At 62.3% G+C, this 20,553-nt stretch carries 18 protein-coding genes; 5 read left to right on the top strand and 13 right to left on the bottom strand.

Annotated elements, in window-relative coordinates:
- Positions 1 to 28: 28 nt before the first annotated feature.
- Together phoR and OGV19_RS24290 are read left to right on the top strand one after the other, a co-directional pair.
- Entirely contained in the window at positions 29 to 1,336 is a 1,308-nt protein-coding gene (phoR, locus tag OGV19_RS24295; RefSeq protein WP_264310995.1) for a phosphate regulon sensor histidine kinase PhoR, read from the top strand.
- A gap of 139 nt (positions 1,337 to 1,475) precedes the next feature.
- Entirely contained in the window at positions 1,476 to 2,816 is a 1,341-nt protein-coding gene (locus OGV19_RS24290) for a hemolysin family protein (RefSeq protein WP_264310994.1), read from the top strand.
- A 16-nt stretch (positions 2,817 to 2,832) separates the two neighbouring features.
- On the opposite strand, the gene OGV19_RS24285 is transcribed toward OGV19_RS24290, so the two are convergent.
- From OGV19_RS24285 to OGV19_RS24250, 8 genes are all read right to left on the bottom strand, one after another.
- Complete coding sequence (locus tag OGV19_RS24285; protein ID WP_264310993.1) at positions 2,833 to 3,729, bottom strand: M23 family metallopeptidase; 897 nt, start codon at positions 3,727 to 3,729, stop codon at positions 2,833 to 2,835.
- Between the two features lie 142 nt (positions 3,730 to 3,871).
- Positions 3,872 to 4,762 (bottom strand): response regulator, encoded by an 891-nt coding sequence (locus OGV19_RS24280; RefSeq protein ID WP_264310992.1) that lies wholly within the window; start codon positions 4,760 to 4,762, stop codon positions 3,872 to 3,874.
- Between the two features lie 165 nt (positions 4,763 to 4,927).
- A complete protein-coding gene (phoU, locus tag OGV19_RS24275; protein WP_264310991.1) occupies positions 4,928 to 5,698 on the bottom strand; it encodes a phosphate signaling complex protein PhoU in 771 nt (256 codons plus the stop codon).
- Positions 5,699 to 5,792: 94 nt separating this feature from the next.
- Entirely contained in the window at positions 5,793 to 6,626 is an 834-nt protein-coding gene (gene pstB / locus OGV19_RS24270; RefSeq protein WP_264310990.1) for a phosphate ABC transporter ATP-binding protein PstB, read from the bottom strand.
- Positions 6,627 to 6,698: 72 nt separating this feature from the next.
- Entirely contained in the window at positions 6,699 to 8,369 is a 1,671-nt protein-coding gene (gene pstA, locus OGV19_RS24265) for a phosphate ABC transporter permease PstA (RefSeq protein ID WP_264310989.1), read from the bottom strand.
- Positions 8,370 to 8,386: 17 nt separating this feature from the next.
- Positions 8,387 to 10,675, bottom strand: coding sequence for an ABC transporter permease family protein (locus tag OGV19_RS24260; protein ID WP_264310988.1), 2,289 nt, complete (start codon positions 10,673 to 10,675; stop codon positions 8,387 to 8,389).
- Between the two features lie 140 nt (positions 10,676 to 10,815).
- Positions 10,816 to 11,814 carry a phosphate ABC transporter substrate-binding protein PstS gene (locus tag OGV19_RS24255; protein ID WP_264310987.1) on the bottom strand — a complete coding sequence of 333 codons (999 nt, stop codon included), beginning with the start codon at positions 11,812 to 11,814 and terminating at the stop codon, positions 10,816 to 10,818.
- 213 nt (positions 11,815 to 12,027) lie between these two features.
- The gene (locus OGV19_RS24250) at positions 12,028 to 13,317 is read right to left on the bottom strand and encodes an MFS transporter (RefSeq protein WP_264310986.1); all 1,290 of its coding nucleotides are present in this window, start codon (positions 13,315 to 13,317) and stop codon (positions 12,028 to 12,030) included.
- Between the two features lie 356 nt (positions 13,318 to 13,673).
- Between OGV19_RS24250 and OGV19_RS24245 the strand changes: the two genes are divergently transcribed.
- Positions 13,674 to 14,072, top strand: a complete 399-nt coding sequence (locus OGV19_RS24245) for an acyl-CoA thioesterase (RefSeq protein ID WP_003253317.1) — start codon at positions 13,674 to 13,676, stop codon at positions 14,070 to 14,072.
- 71 nt (positions 14,073 to 14,143) lie between these two features.
- Positions 14,144 to 15,040 (top strand): D-hexose-6-phosphate mutarotase, encoded by an 897-nt coding sequence (locus OGV19_RS24240; RefSeq protein WP_264310985.1) that lies wholly within the window; start codon positions 14,144 to 14,146, stop codon positions 15,038 to 15,040.
- A gap of 228 nt (positions 15,041 to 15,268) precedes the next feature.
- On the opposite strand, the gene OGV19_RS24235 is transcribed toward OGV19_RS24240, so the two are convergent.
- The 5 genes from OGV19_RS24235 to OGV19_RS24215 all read right to left on the bottom strand — a co-directional run bounded on the left by OGV19_RS24235 (position 15,269) and on the right by OGV19_RS24215 (position 18,881).
- Positions 15,269 to 15,838: a DUF3299 domain-containing protein gene (locus tag OGV19_RS24235; protein ID WP_264310984.1), complete on the bottom strand. Its 570-nt coding sequence runs from the start codon at positions 15,836 to 15,838 to the stop codon at positions 15,269 to 15,271.
- 12 nt (positions 15,839 to 15,850) lie between these two features.
- Complete coding sequence (locus OGV19_RS24230) at positions 15,851 to 16,096, bottom strand: GlsB/YeaQ/YmgE family stress response membrane protein (protein WP_264310983.1); 246 nt, start codon at positions 16,094 to 16,096, stop codon at positions 15,851 to 15,853.
- Between the two features lie 96 nt (positions 16,097 to 16,192).
- A complete protein-coding gene (locus OGV19_RS24225) occupies positions 16,193 to 17,275 on the bottom strand; it encodes a 5-(carboxyamino)imidazole ribonucleotide synthase (RefSeq protein WP_264310982.1) in 1,083 nt (360 codons plus the stop codon).
- A gap of 10 nt (positions 17,276 to 17,285) precedes the next feature.
- Positions 17,286 to 17,777: a 5-(carboxyamino)imidazole ribonucleotide mutase gene (purE, locus tag OGV19_RS24220; protein ID WP_016489856.1), complete on the bottom strand. Its 492-nt coding sequence runs from the start codon at positions 17,775 to 17,777 to the stop codon at positions 17,286 to 17,288.
- Between the two features lie 171 nt (positions 17,778 to 17,948).
- A complete protein-coding gene (locus tag OGV19_RS24215) occupies positions 17,949 to 18,881 on the bottom strand; it encodes a LysR substrate-binding domain-containing protein (protein ID WP_264310981.1) in 933 nt (310 codons plus the stop codon).
- A gap of 182 nt (positions 18,882 to 19,063) precedes the next feature.
- On the opposite strand from OGV19_RS24215, the gene aspA reads away from it, so the two are divergent.
- Positions 19,064 to 20,488: an aspartate ammonia-lyase gene (gene aspA, locus OGV19_RS24210; RefSeq protein ID WP_033702596.1), complete on the top strand. Its 1,425-nt coding sequence runs from the start codon at positions 19,064 to 19,066 to the stop codon at positions 20,486 to 20,488.
- The last annotated feature ends 65 nt before the right edge of the window (positions 20,489 to 20,553 follow it).

Here is a 20,553-nt window from a genome sequence, read left to right as displayed (position 1 = left end):
CTGCACGTCGTTGTACAAGGACCGTCAATTGAACCAGAACTGGCACGCGACCCTGATTCGCCACCTGCTGCTGCTGATCACTGTCTGCCTGGTCGGCGGGCTGGTCAGCGGTTACTACGGCTGGAGCCTGGCCATCGGCCTGGCACTGTACCTGGGTTGGACCCTCAAGCAGCTGCTGCGCCTGCATGACTGGCTGCGCAATCATCAACCCGACGAGGCCCCCCCGGACGGCTACGGCCTGTGGGGCGAAGTGTTCGACAGCATCTATCACCTGCAACGTCGCGACCAACGCGTGCGCGGTCGCCTGCAGGCGGTGATCGACCGGGTGCAGGAGTCCACCGCTGCGCTGCGCGACGCGGTGATCATGCTCGACAGCGACGGCAACCTGGAATGGTGGAACCGCGCCGCCGAAACCCTGCTGGGTTTCAAGACCCCGCAAGACGGCGGCCAGCAGGTGACCAATCTGGTACGCCACCCTCGCTTCAAGGAGTACTTCGAAGCGGAAAACTACGTCGAACCGCTGGAAATCCCCTCGCCGATCAATGACCGCCTGCGCGTGCAGTTGCACATCACCCGCTACGGCAACAACGAGCACCTGATGCTGGTGCGCGACGTTACCCGCATCCACCAGCTCGAACAGATGCGCAAAGACTTCGTCGCCAACGTTTCCCACGAGCTGCGTACGCCGCTGACGGTGATTACCGGCTACCTGGAAACCTTGCTCGACAACGTCGAGGACGTGAACCCGCGCTGGACCCGGGCCCTGCAGCAGATGAGCCAGCAAGGTTCACGCATGCAAACCCTGCTCAACGACCTGTTGCTGCTGGCCAAGCTGGAAGCCACCGACTACCCGTCCGACAACCTGCCGGTGCCCGTTGATGCCCTGCTGCAATCGATCAAGGGCGACGCCCAGGCGCTGTCCGGGCCGCGCAACCAGCGCATCAGCCTGGAAGCTGCGCCCGGCGTGTGCTTAAAGGGCAGTGAAGCAGAGCTGCGCAGTGCGTTCTCCAACCTGGTGTTCAACGCGGTCAAGTACACCCCGGACGCTGGCAGCATCCGTATCCGCTGGTGGGCCGATGCCCAGGGTGCGCACCTGAGCGTGCAGGACTCGGGTATTGGCATCGATGCCAAGCATTTGCCGCGATTGACCGAGCGGTTCTACCGGGTCGATTCCAGCCGGGCGTCCAATACCGGGGGGACGGGGTTGGGCCTGGCGATCGTCAAGCACGTGCTGCTGCGCCATCGCGGGCGCTTGGAGATCAGCAGTGTGCCGGGGCATGGGAGTACCTTCACCTGCCATTTTGCGCCGACACAATTGGCTAACGGCAAGGGTTGAGAAGGCTGCGCAGCAGCCCCTTCAAAGCCATCACCCTTTGCTTTTGCAGCTTCAACCGCTACATTGGATCCCCTGTGCCAGCCTGTGCTGGCACTTTTTTTCTCCATTTCTCAAAGACGGACCCCGTAAAAAATCCATCATGGACCCTTCCCCTGGTATCAGCCTCACCTCGTTATTCGCCGATTTCGGCATGATCATCTTTGCCTTGCTCCTGGTGCTGCTCAACGGCTTCTTCGTTGCCGCCGAGTTCGCCATGGTCAAGCTGCGCTCAACCCGCGTCGACTCCATCGCCGAACTGCACGGCTGGCGTGGCAGCATCCTGCGCAAGGTGCACAACCAGCTCGACGCCTACCTGTCCGCCTGCCAGCTGGGCATCACCCTCGCCTCCCTGGGCCTGGGCTGGGTCGGTGAGCCGGCCTTCGCCCACCTGCTGGAGCCGCTGCTGGCCTATATGGGCGTGGACACGCCGGAGCTGATCAAAGGCATTTCGTTCTTCGTCGCCTTCTTCGTCATCTCTTACCTGCACATCGTGGTCGGTGAGCTGGCACCCAAGTCGTGGGCGATCCGCAAACCCGAGCTGCTGTCGCTGTGGACCGCAGTGCCGCTGTACCTGTTCTACTGGGCGATGTACCCGGCCATCTACCTGCTCAATGCCAGCGCCAACACCATCCTGCGCATTGCCGGCCAGGGCGAGCCTGGCCCGCACCACGAGCATCACTACAGCCGCGAAGAGCTCAAGCTGATCCTGCACTCCAGCCGCGGCCAGGACCCGAGCGACCAGGGCATGCGCGTGCTGGCCTCGGCGGTGGAGATGGGCGAGCTGGAAGTGGTCGACTGGGCCAACTCCCGCGAGGACATGGTCAGCATCGACGCGCACGCCCCGCTAAAGCAGATCCTGGCACTGCTGCGCCGCCACAAGTTCAGCCGTTACCCGGTCTACGACGCCGAGCGCGAAGAGTTCACCGGCTTGCTGCACATCAAGGACTTGTTGCTGGAGCTGGCCGAACTCGACCACCTGCCCGAGACCATCGACCTCGAAGACCTGGCCCGGCCGTTGGAGCGGGTTTCCCGGCATATGCCGCTGTCGCAATTGCTTGAGCAGTTCCGCAAGGGCGGCGCGCATTTCGTGCTGGTCGAGGAAGCTGATGGCAAGGTGATCGGCTACCTGACCATGGAAGACGTGCTGGAAGTGCTGGTCGGCGACATCCAGGATGAACACCGCAAGACCGAGCGTGGCATCCTCGCCTACCAGCCGGGCAAGCTGCTGGTGCGCGGCGACACGCCGCTGTTCAAGGTCGAGCGCCTGCTGGGTATCGACCTGGACCACATCGAGGCAGAAACCCTGGCTGGGTTGGTCTATGAAACGCTCAAGCGCGTCCCTGAGGAAGAGGAAGTGCTGGAAGTCGACGGCCTGCGCATCATCATCAAGAAGATGAAAGGGCCGAAGATCGTGCTGGCCAAGGTGCTGAAGCTGGATTGACCCTGTGCCCCATCGTTCAGGGGTTGCCTGCGGTAAAGTCAGGCAGCCCGCTGATCGGCCGGTCGAATTGATACGGAATCGACTCCAGCGCCAACCCCACGTTGCGCTGCACCACAAAATGCAGGTGCGGCCCGCTGCTGTTGCCGGTGTTGCCCGACTTGGCCAACACCTGCCCCTGCTTCACGCGTTGCCCCTCGCCCACCACCACCGAACCGCGCATCAGGTGCAGATACACGCCCATGGTGCCGTCCGCGTGCAAAATCCTGACGAAATTGCCCGATGGGTTGCTGCCGCGCCCGGTCTGGTTGTTCTCTGCCCTCACCACCACGCCTTCGCGTGCCGCGATGATGGTCGTGCCTTCGGGCATGGCGATATCCATGGCGTAGCGCCCTTTGGGGCCAAAATGGCTGAAGCGGCCATTGGGCCCCTGGCTCACCCGAAACGGCCCGCCAAGCCACGGGAAGGCGTAGCGAAAACCCAGCGGCCGCTGCCCTGGATCACCCATGGCTTGCAGCAGCGTCGAGCGGTAACCAAGCATGGTGCCGGGCCTGCCCCTGAGCACGCTGAGCATTTGCGTTGAATGCGCCGGCAGCAATCTGCGCACGATACGCGGCGCATCGCCGCCCTGCGCGTTGATCAGCTTGTCCAGGTGCAACTCGACTTCCACCGCCACGTGCAGCTCATTGCGTGCAGAGAAGCTCACACCACCGTCGAAGGTCTTCGCGTTCAGGCGCACCTGGCCATCCTGCTGCTCGACCATCGGCTCGCGCAACACCAAGGGCTTGGCGCCTGGGCCTGGCCGATCGGAATAAGAGACCACCCCGGAGGCATCGGTGATCTTGTAGAGGGTCACGCCCAGGCTCGACGCCGAGGCCATGAGCAATGCACAAAACAGCAGCAGGCGGGCGGGCATGATAGTGGCTTTTTGACAGTTATGATCTGTCGAAGCCTAGCAGCCGGTTTAGCGGGAGATATGACAGTTGGTCGGATGGTGAGTACGCATCCAGTAGAAGCAGCCTTGTGCTGCTTCTACAGGAACCGCGCCTGGCTGACTATCAGGCGCCAGGTGTGAAGTGTTTCTGCGCCGTGCCGCGGGCAATCAGCCGCGACAGGTAGTCGAGCTTCTGCGCATCCTGATCGACGAACTTGAACGTCAGTTGCAGCCAGTCGCTGTCTGGCTTGGGCTCCAGCGCCGCAACGGCATGCAAGTAACCGTTCAGGCGCGCGACTTCGGCGTTTTCGCCTTGCTCCAGGTCCAGCACCGCGCCCTCCAGCACTTGCGGCAACGCCTCACTGCGACGGACCACCAGCAACGCTTCCTTCAGGCTCAACGCCTTGATCACGCAAGGCTGTGGCCCGCTGGACAGGCGCAACTGGCCTTGGCCACGGCCCGAGGGGGCGGCAGCGGGCGGTACCGGGGCATTGAGCAACGGCTTGACCGGCGCGGCAGCGGGCGCCGCGACCTTGGCGGCTTCAGGCTTGCCGCCAGTCAGCGCACTCAGCGAATCGTTGGCAAACGCCGAGTTCACCCGCGCAGGCCCAGTGGCCATCAGGCTGTCGAGCTTGCCGATCTTGGTCAGGGCCTTCTTCACCTTGGTCAACAGCTGCTCATTGGTGAACGGCTTGCCGACGAAGTCGGAAACACCGGCCTGGATGGCCTGGATCACGTTCTCCTTGTCGCCACGGCTGGTCACCATGATGAACTGCAGGCTCTTCAGCGCAGGCTGCTGACGGCACCAACTGAGCAGCTCCAGGCCCGACATCTCCGGCATTTCCCAGTCGCACAGGACCAGATCGAACGGCTCCTTGCCCAACATGGCCATGGCCTTGCGACCGTTGACCGCATCGTCGATGACCATGCCCGGAAAGGCATTGCGCAGGCACTTCCTGACCAGATCACGGATGAACGGGGCGTCATCCACGACCAGTACATTGACTTTACTCATCGATACTCCTCTTGAATCCCGACTAGCCTACCGGCAAGTAATGGCTACTTGCCATAACTGCGCGTGTAGCGGGACTTCTTCACACCGTTCGCGGGTGCCTGGTGGCTGCTCGACCGCAAACGAAAACGCCCGGCCTAGGCCGGGCGTTGATGCTCGGGAGCAGTACTATTTATCGTCCGGTTCAGCCGGAACATTAGCGGTTTCAGCATCGATGCCGGCGGTGCCCTGCACTTCTTCTTTCATGCGCTTGAGGCCCAGGTGGCGCACGTCGGTGCCGCGCACCAGGTAGATCACCAGCTCGGAAATGTTGCGCGCGTGGTCACCGATACGCTCCAGCGAACGCAGGGCCCAGATGACGCTCAACACCCGCGAGATCGAACGCGGGTCTTCCATCATGTAGGTCACCAGCTCGCGCAGGGCGGTCTTGTACTCGCGGTCGATGGTCTTGTCGTACTGCGCCACCGACAGCGCCAGGTCGGCATCGAAGCGGGCAAAGGCGTCCAGCGCATCACGGACCATGTTGCGCACCTGGTCGCCGATGTGGCGCACTTCGACATAGCCGCGTGGCGACTCGCCTTCTTCGCACAGCTGGATGGCACGGCGGGCGATCTTGGTCGACTCGTCGCCGATGCGCTCCAGGTCGATCACCGACTTGGAGATGCTGATGATCAGCCGCAGGTCGGACGCCGCTGGCTGGCGGCGGGCGAGGATGCGTACGCATTCCTCGTCGATGTTGCGCTCCATCTGGTTGATCTGCTCATCGACCTCGCGCACTTGCTGGGCCAGGCCCGAGTCGGCCTCGATCAGCGCGGTAACCGCGTCGTTGACCTGTTTCTCGACCAAACCGCCCATGGCCAGGAGGTGGCTGCGCACCTCTTCGAGCTCGGCGTTGAACTGCTGGGAGATGTGATGCGTAAGGCTTTCTTTGTTGATCATCGTTTCGCTCCGCGAAAAAGCTGCAAGCCTCAAGCCGCAAGCTTCAAGTCGTTCGTGTTATCCCTTGGCCCCGGGCCTGCGGCTGGCAGACCGACTAGCCATAGCGACCGGTGATGTAATCTTCGGTCTGCTTCTTCGCCGGGTTGGTGAACAGGGTATCGGTATCCCCGAATTCGACCAGTTTGCCCATGTACATGAACGCGGTGTAGTCCGAGACGCGCGCCGCCTGTTGCATGTTGTGGGTCACGATGACGATGGTGTACTTGGATTTCAATTCGTAGATCAGCTCTTCGACCTTCAGCGTCGAGATCGGGTCCAGTGCCGAGCACGGTTCGTCGAGCAGCAATACTTCTGGCTCCACGGCGATGGTACGGGCAATCACCAGACGCTGCTGCTGGCCACCGGACAGGCCCAGGGCCGAATCGTGCAGGCGGTCTTTGACCTCGTCCCACAGGGCCGCGCCCTTCAGTGCCCATTCGACCGCTTCGTCGAGGGTGCGCTTTTTGTTGATGCCCTGAATGCGCAGGCCGTAGACGACGTTCTCGTAAATGGTCTTGGGGAACGGGTTCGGCTTCTGGAACACCATGCCCACGCGACGGCGCAGCTCGGCCACGTCCTCGCCCTTGCGGTAGATGTTGGTGCCATACAGGTTGATGGCGCCATCGACGCGGCAACCGTCAACCAGGTCGTTCATGCGGTTGAAGGTACGCAGCAGGGTCGACTTGCCGCAGCCGGACGGGCCGATGAAGGCGGTCACGCGCTGCTTGGGGATATTCATGCTGACGTCGAACAAGGCTTGCTTGTCGCCGTAGAACAGGCTCAGGCCCGGTACTTCAATGGCGACGGTCTCTTCGGCCAGGCGCAGGCTCTGCTTGTCGCGGCCCAGGGCAGCCATGTCGATGCCGTGGGTATGGGATTCGTGCTGCATGGTCAACTCCATACGCTATCAATTCGTTTCAAAGGGCCGCCCGGCTGGCAGGCGGCACGCTTGTCATCAGGATCAGTGGTCGAGGGCCTTGTACTTCTCGCGCAGGTGGTTACGGATCCACACCGCCGAGAGGTTGAGGGTGGCGATCACCAGCACCAGCAGCAGCGCGGTGGCGTACACCAGCGGCCGCGCGGCCTCGACGTTAGGGCTCTGGAAGCCGACATCATAGATGTGGAAGCCCAGGTGCATGATCTTCTGGTCCAGGTGCAGGTACGGGTAGTTGCCATCGAGTGGCAACGACGGTGCCAGCTTCACCACACCCACCAGCATCAGCGGCGCCACTTCACCCGCGGCGCGGGCCACGGCGAGGATCATGCCGGTCATCATGGCCGGGCTGGCCATCGGCAAAACAATCTTCCACAGGGTCTCGGCCTTGGTCGCGCCCAGGGCCAGGGAGCCCTCACGCACGGTGCGTGGAATACGCGCCAGGCCTTCTTCGGTGGCCACGATCACCACCGGCACTGCCAGCAGCGCCAGGGTCAGCGAGGCCCACAGCAGGCCCGGGGTACCCAGGGTCGGTGCCGGCAGTGACTCGGGGAAGAACAACCGGTCGATCGAGCCGCCCAGTACATAAACGAAGAAGCCCAGGCCAAATACGCCGTAGACGATCGCCGGTACACCCGCCAGGTTGTTCACCGCGATGCGGATCAGGCGGGTCACCGGGCCCTGTTTGGCGTATTCGCGCAGGTAGACTGCAGCCAGCACGCCGAACGGGGTCACGATCACGGCCATGATCAGGGTCATCATCACGGTACCGAAGATAGCCGGGAAAATACCGCCCTCGGTGTTGGCTTCACGCGGGTCGTCGCTGAGGAACTCCCAGACCTTGGCGAAGTAGGTGCCCATCTTGGTCAAGCCGGACATGCCGTTCGGCTGGATGGCGTGCACCACCTTGCTCAGGTTGATCTCCACTTCGCGGCCATTGCCGTCGCGGGCCACCAGGCTGTCGCGGGAGAACGCCTGATGCAGGCCGCTGAGGCGATCTTCGATGGCTTTGTAACGGCTGTTCAACTCGGCCCGTTCGGCGTCCATGTCGGCCTGGGCGGCGGCGTCGAGCTTGCCGTTCAGTTCCAGCTTGCGGCTGTGCAGACGCAGGCGCTCAAGGCCATGGTTGATGGCGCCGATGTCTTTCTTCTCAAGTTGCTGCAGCTCTCCGTTGAGCTGGTTGGCGCGCTTGAGGCGGGCCTGCAGTTCGTTCCAGGCGGCAGGGCCTTCGGCAACCACGCGGCCTTCTTCCTTGACGCTGACCAGGTAGCCGTAGAAGTTGCCCCACTCGCGGCGCTCCAGCGCCATCAGGTCGGCCGGGCGTTGTTCGTCGACCAGCCAGTCGCCCACTACCCAGGTGAAGTCGCTGCCGTTGAGGTCGCGGTTACCGACCTTGATCAGCTCACGGGTCATGAACTCCGGGCCTTGCTCAGGTACCGGCAAGCCGGCACCTTTGAGGCGGGCACGGGGCACTTCTTCTTTTTGCACCACTTCGCCGACGACGATGTGATCAGCCTGGCCCGGCACCTTGTAGGTGGCCTGGACCAGGTCGGCCGGCCAGAAGTGGCCCAGGCCGCGAACGGCGATGACCGACAGCAGACCGATGGTCATGATCACCGCCATGGCAACCGCGCCACCGCTGATCCAGACACCTGGGGCGCCGCTCTTGAACCAGCCTTTGAGGGAATCCTTTTTCACGGATCTCTACCTTTCTATCAAAGCGACGAGTATTTCTTGCGCAGACGCTGGCGAATCAGCTCGGCCAAGGTGTTCATGATGAAGGTGAACATCAGCAGTACGAGAGCCGCCAGGAACAGCACGCGATAGTGGCTGCCACCGACTTCCGACTCCGGCATCTCCACCGCCACGTTGGCGGCCAGGGTGCGCATGCCTTCGAACAGGTTCATCTCCATCACCGGGGTGTTGCCGGTGGCCATGAGCACGATCATGGTCTCGCCCACCGCTCGGCCCATGCCGATCATCAGCGCCGAGAAGATACCGGGGCTGGCGGTGAGGATGACCACGCGGGTCAGGGTCTGCCACGGCGTTGCACCCAGGGCCAGGGAGCCCAGGGTCAGGCTGCGCGGCACGCTGAACACGGCGTCTTCGGCAATCGAGTAGATGTTCGGGATGACCGCAAAACCCATGGCGATACCGACTACCAGAGCGTTGCGCTGGTCGTAGGTGATGCCCAGGTCATTGGAGATCCACAGGCGCATGTCGCCGCCGAAGAACCAGGTTTCCAGGTAAGGGCTCATGGTCAGGGCGAACCAGCCGGTGAACAGGATCACCGGGATCAGGATCGCCGCTTCCCAGCCATCCGGCACGCGCAGGCGGATCGACTCCGGGAGGCGGCTCCAGACGAAGCCAGCCAGCAAAATGCCAAACGGCATCAGCAGGAACAGGCTGAACACACCGGGCAGGTGGCCTTCCAGGTACGGCGCCAGGAACAGGCCGGCGAAGAAGCCGAGGATCACCGTCGGCATCGCTTCCATCAATTCGATCACCGGCTTGACCTTGCGGCGCATGCCAGGGGCCATGAAGTAGGCGGTGTAGATGGCGGCGGCAATGGCCAGTGGGGCTGCCAGGATCATCGCGTAGAACGCAGCCTTGAGGGTACCGAAGGTCAGCGGCGACAGGCTCAGCTTGGGCTCGAAGTCGGTGTTGGAAGCGGTCGACTGCCAGACGTACTTGGGCTCGTCATAGTTCTCGTACCAGACCTTGCCCCACAGCGCGCTGAAGGAGACTTCCGGGTGCGGGTTCTTCAGGCTCAGCGGCAACAGCTTGCCGCCTTCTTCGATGATGATGCGGTTGGCTCGCGGCGACAGGGCCAGGATGCCAGCGCCTTCTGCAGCCGGCTCGACCAACAGGGTGCGGTGCGCGGTGCTGTGGAACACACCAAGCTTGCCTTCGGCGTCCAGGGCGATGAAGCCCTTGCGGCGCTCTTCGGCATCGATCTGGACGATCGGCGCATTGGCCATCTGGAAGCTGCGGATCAACTTGAAACGCGACTCGCCATCGGGATCACGGGCCATGAACCACTGGTTCAAGCCACCTTTGGAGTCACCGAAGATCAGCGAGATACCGCCAACCAGCTGGCCGCTGGCAGTGATCTCGGCATTGCCATCTTCCAGCAGCTTGTAGCGGCCGTTGAGGCTTTTGTCACGCAGGTTGAAGACGTCGGCGGTGGCACGGCCGTTGACCACGTACAGCCATTGCTGACGCGGGTCGACATAGATGGCCTTGACCGGCTCGGTCATCTGCGGCAGGTCGATACGGTTCTGCTCGCTGGTGACCTCGCCGGTCATCATGTTCTCTTCGCGGGTCAACTGGGTGACCTGCAGGTGCGAACCGGTGGAACCCGCCAGCAGCAGGGTTTCGCCGTTGACGTTGACACTCACGTGCTCCAGGGCGCGACCCTGGTCGTCAAGCACGAACGCGTCCTTGCCGTAGGGGTAGTCGATGCCTGGGGTGATGGTCTTCTTGTTGTCCGGGTAGGTGATCTTGTAGGTGTGGTGGAACACCAACGCCTGACCGTTGGACAGACCCAGCACAACCAGCGGGCTACCCGGCTGATCGGTGCTGATCGAACTTACCTGGGTACCGGCCGGCAGCGGCAGGTCGACGCGCTGCAGCTCGGCACCGGTCTTGGTGTCGAAGAACAGTGCCTGCCCCTTGTCGGAAACCCGCATGCCCACCAGGTTTTGCTCTTCAAGCGCGATCATCAGCGGCTTGCCGGCATCCTGTTGCAGCCAGGTTGGCTGCAGGGCCTTCTTGCTGGTCAGCTCGGCGCCCTGGAACAGCGGCACCACCACGTAGGCCAGGTAGAAGAAAATCAGGGTAATTGCCGCCAATACGGCAAGCCCGCCCACCAGTACATACCAGCGGGTCAGGCGGTCCTTGAGCGCACGTATGCGGCGCTTGCGTTGCAACTCGGGCGTATTGAAATCAATCCGCACGGGTTGGGAATTTTGGGTCATGGTGGAGTTGGCCAGATCATTCATGCGCACACCCTAGCGGTCCCGTATGACAAAAACATGACAATGCAGTGACGCAAGAAAGCCCGACGCTCAGGGCTCCTGGCTTCGGACTGAGAATTCGTGGAAGAGGCCGGGGCATCGGCACCGGCCGCTTCCTCAGTTACTTACTTCTTTGCGACGTTACCGGCGTGGGACAGGCCCAGGTCAGCCAGGGTCTTGTCGACCACTTTGGCCGGCAGCGGGATGTAGCCATCCTTCACCACGACCTGCTGGCCAGCTTGCGACAGCACCAGCTTGATGAACTCGGCGTCCAGCGGGGCCAGAGGCTTGTTCGGGGCTTTGTTGACGTAGACGTACAGGAAGCGGGACAGCGGGTACTTGCCGTTCAGGGCGTTTTCTTCGTTGTCTTCGATGAACTCGCCGCCGTCTTTCTTGGCCAGGGGTACGGTCTTGACGCTGGCGGTCTTGTAGCCGATGCCCGAGTAGCCGATGCCGTTCAGCGAGGAGCTGATCGACTGCACGACCGAAGCCGAGCCAGGCTGTTCGTTGACATTAGGCTTGAAGTCGCCTTTGCACAGGGCTTCTTCCTTGAAGTAGCCGTAGGTGCCCGATACCGAGTTACGGCCGAACAGCTGCACTGGCTTGTTGGCCAGGTCGCCGGTCACCCCCAGGTCGCCCCAGGTTTTGACATCGGCCTTGGCGCCGCACAGGCGAGTGGACGAGAAGATCGCATCGACCTGAGCCATGGTCAGGCCCTTGATCGGGTTGTCCTTGTGGACGAATACAGCCAGGGCGTCAACGGCGACCGGGATGGCAGTCGGCTTGTAGCCGTACTTCTGCTCGAAGGCCTGCAGCTCGACGTCCTTCATCTTGCGGCTCATCGGGCCCAGGTTGGCGGTGCCTTCGGTCAGCGCGGGTGGCGCGGTGGAGGAGCCGGCGGCCTGGATCTGGATGTTTACGTTCGGATATTCCTTCTTGTAGGCCTCGGCCCACAGAGTCATCAGGTTGGCGAGGGTGTCCGAACCGACGCTGGAGAGGTTGCCCGAAACACCGGTGGTCTTGGTGTAGGTCGGGATTGCTGGGTCGACAGCGGCTACCGCATTGGCGGTGGCAACGCCAGCGGCGGCAAAGGTAAGGGCCGCCATCAAACGCTTCAGTTTCATGCCTTGCTCCTAGCAGGAATATTTGGGGTGTTGGATGGATCGGGCCCAAGTATCTGCAGGCCGCATGAATACGATATGACTTCAATGTGACAATTGGATGAAAGGCCATCACCGGTCGCCCGGGATGGCCTTTTCAAGATGTTGCAGAGGCGTGGGTTAATAGGTCAGGCTCTTCGCAGGCACGCCCGCGAGGCGCCAATTGAAGCCAGCCGATCAGCGCTTCTTGGCGAACAGATAAAGGCCCACGAGCAGACCGACGGCACACAGCCCCGCCACATAATAAGCCGGCGCCATCGGGCTGACCTTCAGCAGTGCGGTCACCACCATCGGCGTCAACCCGCCGAAGATGGCGTAAGCCAGGTTGTAGGAGAACGATAGGCCGCTGAAGCGCACCACCGGCGGGAACGCCTTGACCATCACATAAGGCACGGCACCGACGATACCCACGCACAAACCGGTCAGCGCATACAGCGGAAACAGCAGGTCGGGGCGGGTCGGCAGGCTGTGGTAGAAGGTCCAGGAGCTGGCCAGCAGCAGCAGGCTGCCGACGATGAACACGCGCCCGGCGCCAAAGCGGTCGGCCAGGCTGCCCGCAACGATGCAGCCGAAGCTGAGCAGGACGATGGCGAGGCTGTTGGCCTTGAGCGAGTCGGTCGGGCTGATCTGGTAGAAGCTCTGCAACAGCGCCGGGGTCATCAGGATCACCACCACGATGCCGGCCGACAGCAGCCAGGTCAGCAGCATCGACAGGACGATCGCGCCACGGTGGTCACGCAGCACCGCACGCAGCGGCAACTCTTCGGCCAGGGCCTTGCGTTGCTGCATCTCGGCGAACACCGGGGTTTCGTGCAACCAGCGGCGCAGGTAGACCGAGAACAAGCCGAACACACCGCCCAGCAAGAACGGGATACGCCAGGCGTAATCGGCAACTTCGCCGGGGGTATAAACGCTGTTGATCAGGGTCGCCACCAGCGACCCGAGCAAAATGCCCGAGGTCAGGCCAGCAGTCAGGGTGCCGCAGGCGTAGCCCGTGTTGCGCGCCGGTACGTGCTCGGAGACGAACACCCAGGCACCCGGCACCTCACCACCAATCGCCGCGCCCTGGATCACGCGCATCAGCAACAGCAGCACAGGCGCCCACAGGCCAATCTGCGCGTAGGTCGGCAGCAGGCCCATGATCAAGGTCGGCAGCGCCATCATGAAGATGCTCAGGGTGAACATCTTCTTGCGCCCAAGCAGGTCGCCGAAGTGCGCCATGACGATGCCGCCCAGCGGCCGCGCCAGGTAGCCGGCGGCGAAGATGCCGAAGGTTTGCATCAGGCGCAGCCATTCAGGCATGTCGGCCGGGAAAAACAGCTTGCCGACCACCGTGGCGAAGAACACGAAGATGATGAAGTCGTAGAACTCCAGGGCACCGCCCAGCGCGGACAGTGAAAGAGTCTTGTAGTCGCTGCGGGTCAGCGGCCGCGAAGGCTGCTCGATACTGCTCGGCACGGAGGTCATCGGTCTTTCTCTTGTAGGTCATGCAGGCCGCTTGGCGTGCGACTTCTGGATTGGTAGACGAGCGAAGATAGCAAATTGCCGAGCCACGCCGAAAGCGATACAAAAACCATACAGATATTCATGAAAGCGCGGTCGTCGCTGGCCGTTATGCTCTATATACTGAGCATTCGTAGGAAAAGGTTGCTCCTAGCGTGGGATGTTGTGCGAAAACGCCGGTCTGCATGTCAGGCGGTTTCGCAGAGTTTCCCTACGGCCGCCCAGTGAAACGAAATCGGCGTAGTATGTTTCCAGCTGAATCGTTTACCCGGCCTTTGCGCCACACCAACGAAAGCGTCACGGGTCAGAGGCCCCATCGCATGATTGAGCTCGAACAAGAAGATCCAATCCCGCAAGGCGACCTGGCCTTGCAGATCACCGCACTCCCTCGTGAGACCAATGGTTTTGGTGACATTTTTGGCGGCTGGCTGGTCGCCCAGATGGACCTGGCCGGTACCGCCATGGCCAGCCGTGTCGCGGGCGGGCGAGTGGCCACGGTAGCCATCGATCGCATGGCCTTTCTGGTCCCGGTAGCCGTGGGCGCACAGCTTTCGTTCTATACCCAAACCCTGGAAATCGGCCGTAGCTCGATTCAGATGATGGTCGAAGTCTGGAGCGACGATCCGCTGTCCAGCGAATGGCGCAAGGTGACCGAAGCGGTCTTCGTCTTCGTTGCCATCGATGGCAGTGGCCGCACCCGCTCCGTGCCTCGTCGCTAGGCCTCGCCAGCGGTAAACTCATTGCATGTGCCCGGGTCCAAGGCCCATAGGCAATCAATGAGACGAACGCAATGGCTACCTTCAAGGTCGACACCGAGCAACACGGCGAACTCAACTGCTGGCGCATCACCAGCGAGCATGCCGAACTACTGATCGCCCAACAGGGCGCGCAGATCCTCAGCTACCAGCGTGTGGGTGAGCCGCCGCTGTTGTGGCTGAGCGATCAAGCCATTTTCCGCCAGGGTAAATCCGTGCGCGCCGGGGTACCGGTGTGCTGGCCGTGGTTTGGCAATCTGCAGCGTAACCCCGAGGCCGTGCAGGCCATGTACCACGGTGAACAAGCGCCCGCTCATGGGCTGGTGCGTGGCTGCGACTGGCAGTTGAACGGGGCCGAACAGGTTGGCGATGCCATTCAGATCGAGTTCGAGCTGCCCGCGGCTCAAGGTGACTTGCCCGGCTGGCCGCATGAGGTCGAGCTGAAGCTGCTGATCGAGTTGGGCGAACAGCTGAAGGTGACGCTGACCAGCTACAACCTGGGCAGCGACAACGTGACCATCAGCCAGGCCCTGCACAGTTATTTTGCTGTCAGCGATGTGCGCCAGGCGCGGGTCGAGGGTGTGGACGGGTTGAGCTACATCGAGACCCTGGCCGACTGGGAACAGCGCAAGCAGAAAGGGGCACTGGAATTTGCCGGGGAGACCGACCGGATCTACCTTGCTACCCCGCAAACCCTGAGCATTGTCGACCCGCATTGGGCGCGGCGGATTACCTTGACCAGCAGTGGGTCGCGCTCGGCGGTGATCTGGAACCCTTGGACCGAGCTGGCCAAGGAGTTGCCGGACATGGCGGATGACGGCTGGCAGCGGATGCTCTGCATCGAGACCGCGAATGTGTGGGATGACGTGGTGGAGCTGAGGCCTGGGGCGACTTGCTCGCTGAGTGTCAGTATCGGCAGTGAAGTGATCTGAGCCTTACGGTGACTTTGCCGGCCTCTTCGCGGGGCAAGCCCGCTCCCACAGTGACTACGCAATGCTCAGATCTGTGGGAGTATCGGCAGTGAAGTGATCTGAGCCTTGCAGTGACTTTGCCGGCCTCTTCGCGGGGCAAGCCCGCTCCCACAGGATCATCATAGGTCCCGAGCATTACAGGACCTGTGGGAGCGGGCTTGCCCCGCGAAGAGGCCGGCACAGACCCACTCAGAGGTCAGCGTCCTCCACCACCCTCACCTTCTGCGCATCCAGCGCATAAGCCGCATCCGCCAGGTCGTTGTTGACCTTCTCCACCTTCAGCGCCCCGCTGACCCACAGCGGCGTGTAGATGTCGTCGATCTTCAGCCCCTTCGGATAACGCACCAGTACCAGCTGGTTCGGTGGTGGGGGCGGCACGTGGATGCAGGCACCTGGGTACGGCACCAGGAAAAACAGTGTGCTGTTGCCCTTGGCATCACTCTCCAGCGGCACCGGGTAACCGCCCAGGCGGATCTGCTTGCCGTTCATCGCCGCCACGGTCTTGGTCGAATACATCACCGCCGGCAAGCCTTTGCTCTGCTTGAGGCCGCCCTTGTCGGTGAAGGTGCCCATGGCCTCCGGCGAGTTGTGGTCGATTTCAGGCATCTGCTCAAGGGCCTTCTGGTCCGACTTGGGCATCAGCGCCAGCCAGTCGGTTTCAGGCAGCTCGGCACGGGCCAGGGTGCTGGCCAGAAGCAAAGGGATGAGGAATAAGGCACGCATGGCAATGCTCGGCAACTCGGATGAATTGCCGGGCATTCTAACCAGTATTCAGCGTTTCTTGATGAATCCGTAGATCACCAGAAGGACGACGGCCCCCACCAGTGCACCGAAGAATCCTGCGGCCTGCCCAGCCTGATAGATCCCCAGCGCCTGTCCGCCATACGTGGCGATCAAGGAGCCGGCAATACCCAGCAGAATGGTCATGATCCAGCCCATGCTGTCGTCCCCTGGCTTGATGAAGCGCGCCAGCAGCCCGACGATAAGGCCGATGAAAATGGTCCCGATGATGCCCATGGCAATCCCTCTGCAGTGAAGATGGAACAAGCCAAAGCCTAGACAGCGCTTTGACTTGTTGCCATTTCAGAGGGCTTGCGGCACGCAGAAGTTCGATCAGCCGGCGATCAAAGCCTCTACCTCGGCGATCTTGCGCTCGAGGGTGACCATGTCATGGCAGCGCAGGGTGGCATGGCCAACCTTGCGCCCGACCTTGAAGGCCTTGCCGTAGTGATGCAAGTGGCAGTCATTGATGGCAACCACCTTGTCCACCGCCGGCACTTCGCCGATGAAGTTGAGCATGGCGCTCTCACCGACCTTGGCGGTCGAGCCCAACGGCAGGCCAGCAACCGCACGCAGGTGGTTCTCGAACTGGCTGCACTCGGCGCCTTCGATGGTCCAGTGCCCGGAGTTGTGCACACGGGGGGCAATTTCGTTGGCCTTGAGGCCACCGTCGACTTCGAAGAACTCGAAGGCCATTACACCCACATAGTCCAGCTTCTGCAGCACGCGCCCAACGTAGTCTTCGGCCAGGGCCTGCAGCGGGTGCGCTGCGCTTGCCACCGACAGACGCAGGATGCCGCTCTCGTGGGTGTTGTGCACCAACGGATAGAAGCGGGTTTCACCGTCGCGGGCACGCACGGCCACCAGCGAGACTTCGCCGGTGAACGGCACGAAGCCTTCCAGCAGGCACGGTACGCTGCCCAGCTCGGCGAAGGTATCGACCACATCTTCCGGGCTGCGCAGCACCTTCTGACCCTTGCCGTCGTAGCCCAGGGTACGGGTCTTGAGCACGGCCGGCAGGCCGATGCTGGCAACCGCCGCGTCCAGGTCAGCCTGGGAGAGAATGTCGGCGAAGGCTGGGGTGGGGATCCCCAGGTCGCGGAACATGCTCTTCTCGAACAGCCGGTCACGGGCGATGCGCAGTGCCTCGGCGCTCGGGTAGACCGGGACGAACTGCGAGAGGAACGCCACGGTCTCGGCCGGGACGCTTTCGAACTCGAAGGTTACCAGGTCGACTTCGTCAGCCAGCTGGCGCAGATGGTCCTGGTCACCGTAGTCGGCACGCAGGTGCTCGCCCAGGGGCGCGGCGCAGGCATCTGGAGCCGGGTCGAGGAAGGCGAAGTTCATGCCCAGCGGAGTACCCGCCAGGGCCAGCATGCGGCCGAGCTGGCCACCACCGATTACACCGATCTTCATGGGGTCAGCCTCAAGCCTGGCGCGGGTCTGGATTGTCCAGCACGGTGTCGGTCTGTTCCGTGCGGAACTGCTTGAGCGCCGCGTGGTACTGCGGGTACTTGGCGCCCAGGATGCTCGCCGACAGCAGTGCGGCGTTGATCGCGCCAGCCCGGCCGATGGCCAGGGTCGCGACCGGAACGCCTGCAGGCATCTGCACGATCGACAGCAGCGAATCGACGCCCGACAGCATCGACGACTGCACCGGCACGCCCAGCACCGGCAGGTGGGTCTTGGCGGCGCACATGCCTGGCAGGTGGGCTGCGCCACCGGCACCGGCGATGATCACCTCGATGCCACGGCCTTCGGCCTCTTCGGCATACTGGAACAGCAGATCCGGGGTGCGGTGGGCGGAAACCACCTTCACTTCGTAGGGAATGCCGAGTTTTTCCAGCATATCGGCGGTGTGGCTAAGGGTGGACCAATCGGACTTGGAGCCCATGATCACGCCAACCAGTGCACTCATCGTCGAGCCTCTTCGCTTGTGCGCCCTTGGGCGCGTCAAAAAACAACAAGCCACGCGGGACGACCGGCGTGGCTTGTTTGCTGATCAGGACCGGATCTATCCGGTCGAAAGGCCGCGCAGTATACCGTAACCCAAGGCGATGCTGGCACCCCCGGCGACCAACTGTCGGCCTTATTTTTCGGGGCTTTGGCTGACTTTTGGGTCAACCCCCGCCGCACCTTCGAGCTTGCGCCACAACAAGCGCACGTTGGCCTTGCGCACCAGGGCGCAGCGGTACAAGCGGATTTCCAGGGGCACATGCCATTGGCTGCCACCGCAGATCGCCAACTCGCCCCGCTCCAGCTCGCCGCGCATGGACAGGCGCGGCACCCAGGCGATGCCCATGCCTTCCAGCGCCATGCTCTTGAGGCTGTCGGCCATGGCGGTTTCATAAACGGTGGTATAGCGCAGGTTGCGTTGGCGCAGCAGCAGGTTGACCGAACGGCCGAGGAACGCACCGGCGGTGTAGGCCAACAGCGGCACACTGCCCTCGCCTTCCAGGTCGAACAAGGGTTGGCCATCGGCATCGACGGCGCACACCGGCAACATTTCGGTGTTGCCCATGTGCAGCGACGGGAAGATCTCAGCGTCCATCTGCAGCGCGGCGTCGGGGTCATAGAAGGCCAGCATGAGGTCGCACCCACCCTCACGCAGGGCATGCACCGCATCACCGACGTTGGTGGCTACCAGACGGGTCGCGATGTTCAACCCGTCGTTGCGCAACTGGGCAACCCAACGTGGGAAAAACCCCGACGCCAGGGAGTGCGCCGCCGACACCTGGATGACCTCGCCCTGGCCACCTTCAAGGTGGTGCAAATGGCGCAAAATTTCGCTCAACTGGTCGACAACGGTGCGCGCTGTGACGAGAAATAGCTGCCCGGCCTCGGTCAGCTCAATCGGTGTGCGGGAACGATTCACCAGCTGCAGGCCCAACGCTGCTTCGAGGCTGCGAATACGTCGACTGAAGGCCGGTTGCGTGACGAAACGCCGTTCTGCCGCTTGGGAAAAACTGCGAGTGGCGGCCAGGGCGCTGAAGTCTTCCAGCCATTTGCTTTCCAGGTTCACGAAGCACATCTCCCGGCGTGCACCAAAATGGAACACGCTCGAATGTCAATTGGCGTCACATGAAACACTATGCCGTTTGTGCATAGGTTAGCGTGCAACAGCATTGGCCGCAAAATCCTCTTCAGGCCTAGGATTAGCGCCATTCCGGCATGTGCCGGGTCAAATTCGAGATGATATACATCATGTCTTCCGCTGCATCGTTCCGCGTCGAAAAAGATCTGCTGGGTACCCTTGAAGTTCCTGCTGATGCCTACTACGGCATCCAGACCCTGCGCGCTGCCAACAACTTCCACCTCTCCGGTGTTCCGCTGTCGCACTACCCGAAACTGGTAGTGGGCCTGGCGATGGTCAAGCAGGCAGCTGCTGACGCCAACCGGGAGCTGGGGCACTTGAGCGATGCCAAGCACGCCGCCATCAGCGCTGCTTGCGGCCGACTGATCAAAGGCGACTACCACGAGCAGTTCGTGGTGGACATGATTCAAGGCGGTGCTGGTACTTCTACCAACATGAACGCCAACGAAGTCATCGCCAACATCGCGCTGGAGGCCATGGGCCACCAGAAGGGTGAGTACCAGTACCTGCACCCGAACAACGATGTGAACATGGCGCAGTCGACCAACGACGCCTACCCGACCGCGATCCGTCTGGGTCTGCTGCTGGGGCATGACGCCCTGCTCGCCAGCCTCGACAGCCTGATCCAGGCCTTCGCCGCCAAAGGTAAAGAGTTCGACCACGTACTGAAGATGGGCCGTACCCAGCTGCAGGACGCCGTGCCGATGACCCTGGGCCAAGAATTCCGCGCCTTCGCCACTACCATGACCGAAGACCTCAACCGTCTGCGTTCGTTGGCGCCTGAGCTGCTGACCGAAATCAACCTGGGTGGTACTGCTATCGGTACCGGCATCAACGCCGACCCAGGCTACCAGATGCTCGCCGTACAGCGCCTGGCAACCATCAGCGGCCAGCCGCTGGTACCGGCTGCCGACCTGATCGAAGCCACCTCCGACATGGGCGCCTTCGTGCTGTTCTCCGGCATGCTCAAGCGTACTGCGGTCAAGCTGTCGAAGATCTGCAACGACCTGCGCCTGCTGTCCAGCGGCCCACGCACCGGCATCAACGAGATCAACCTGCCAGCGCGTCAGCCAGGCAGCTCGATCATGCCAGGCAAGGTCAACCCGGTTATCCCGGAAGCCGTCAACCAGGTGGCCTTCGCCATCATGGGCAACGACCTGGCCCTGACCGTCGCCGCCGAAGGTGGCCAGCTGCAGCTGAACGTGATGGAGCCGCTGATCGCCTACAAGATCTTCGACTCGATCCGCCTGCTCCAGCGCGCCATGGACATGCTGCGCGAGCACTGCATCGTCGGCATCACTGCCAACGAACAGCGCTGCCGTGAACTGGTCGAGCACTCGATCGGCCTGGTCACCGCCCTGAACCCGTACATCGGCTACGAAAACGCCACCCGTATCGCCCGTGTTGCCCTGGAAACAGGCCGCGGTGTGCTGGAACTGGTGCGCGAAGAGAAGCTGCTGGACGAAGAGATGCTCAACGACATCCTGCGTCCGGAAAACATGATTGCACCGCGTCTGGTTCCGCTGAAGGCGTAACCGACCGCTTCAACCGTCTCACCAGGTCGAGGGACTAGACACCTCTCAACCTTTCAAAGGCCCGG

Source organism: Pseudomonas putida (assembly GCF_025905425.1).
Taxonomy (GTDB): domain Bacteria; phylum Pseudomonadota; class Gammaproteobacteria; order Pseudomonadales; family Pseudomonadaceae; genus Aquipseudomonas; species Aquipseudomonas putida_AF.
This window is presented reverse-complemented; position numbering and strand designations above follow the sequence as displayed.

Coding starts and splice junctions, on each gene's coding strand:
- OGV19_RS24235 (WP_264310984.1), bottom strand. CDS start 15,838: ATGCCCGGCAATTCATCCGAGTTGCCGAGCATTGCCATGCGTGCCTTA.
- OGV19_RS24260 (WP_264310988.1), bottom strand. CDS start 10,675: ATGAATGATCTGGCCAACTCCACCATGACCCAAAATTCCCAACCCGTG.
- OGV19_RS24290 (WP_264310994.1), top strand. CDS start 1,476: ATGGACCCTTCCCCTGGTATCAGCCTCACCTCGTTATTCGCCGATTTC.
- OGV19_RS24285 (WP_264310993.1), bottom strand. CDS start 3,729: ATGCCCGCCCGCCTGCTGCTGTTTTGTGCATTGCTCATGGCCTCGGCG.
- OGV19_RS24280 (WP_264310992.1), bottom strand. CDS start 4,762: ATGAGTAAAGTCAATGTACTGGTCGTGGATGACGCCCCGTTCATCCGT.
- purE (WP_016489856.1), bottom strand. CDS start 17,777: ATGAGTGCACTGGTTGGCGTGATCATGGGCTCCAAGTCCGATTGGTCC.
- OGV19_RS24245 (WP_003253317.1), top strand. CDS start 13,674: ATGATTGAGCTCGAACAAGAAGATCCAATCCCGCAAGGCGACCTGGCC.
- OGV19_RS24230 (WP_264310983.1), bottom strand. CDS start 16,096: ATGGGCATCATCGGGACCATTTTCATCGGCCTTATCGTCGGGCTGCTG.
- phoU (WP_264310991.1), bottom strand. CDS start 5,698: ATGATCAACAAAGAAAGCCTTACGCATCACATCTCCCAGCAGTTCAAC.
- OGV19_RS24250 (WP_264310986.1), bottom strand. CDS start 13,317: ATGACCTCCGTGCCGAGCAGTATCGAGCAGCCTTCGCGGCCGCTGACC.
- aspA (WP_033702596.1), top strand. CDS start 19,064: ATGTCTTCCGCTGCATCGTTCCGCGTCGAAAAAGATCTGCTGGGTACC.
- pstB (WP_264310990.1), bottom strand. CDS start 6,626: ATGCAGCACGAATCCCATACCCACGGCATCGACATGGCTGCCCTGGGC.
- OGV19_RS24225 (WP_264310982.1), bottom strand. CDS start 17,275: ATGAAGATCGGTGTAATCGGTGGTGGCCAGCTCGGCCGCATGCTGGCC.
- OGV19_RS24255 (WP_264310987.1), bottom strand. CDS start 11,814: ATGAAACTGAAGCGTTTGATGGCGGCCCTTACCTTTGCCGCCGCTGGC.
- OGV19_RS24240 (WP_264310985.1), top strand. CDS start 14,144: ATGGCTACCTTCAAGGTCGACACCGAGCAACACGGCGAACTCAACTGC.